This window comes from Rhizobium sp. SVR5-2C (assembly GCF_056755115.1).
The window spans coordinates 1-262 of sequence record NZ_JBNDHT010000435.1; the positions used below are offsets into that span (position 1 = coordinate 1).

Annotated in this window: 1 pseudogene; it reads left to right on the forward strand. The window is 64.1% G+C overall.

Annotated elements, in window-relative coordinates:
* Positions 1-262, forward strand: a pseudogene (locus ACPYOI_RS36420) (RNA-binding transcriptional accessory protein); the annotation flags it as partial.

Consider the following 262-nt stretch of genomic DNA (forward strand, 5'->3'; position numbering starts at 1 on the left):
GTGCTGATGCACCTCGAAACCGAACTGATGGGCACCGTGCGTGAACGCGCCGAAGACGAAGCAATCAACGTCTTCGCCCGTAACCTGCACGACCTGCTGATGGCCGCACCTGCCGGCCTGCGCGCCACCATGGGTCTCGATCCGGGTCTGCGTACCGGCGTAAAAGTGGCCGTGGTTGACGGTACTGGCAAGCTGGTGGCTACCGACACCATTTATCCGCATACCGGCCAGGCGGCGAAGGCTGCCGTCGTGGTTGCGGCGC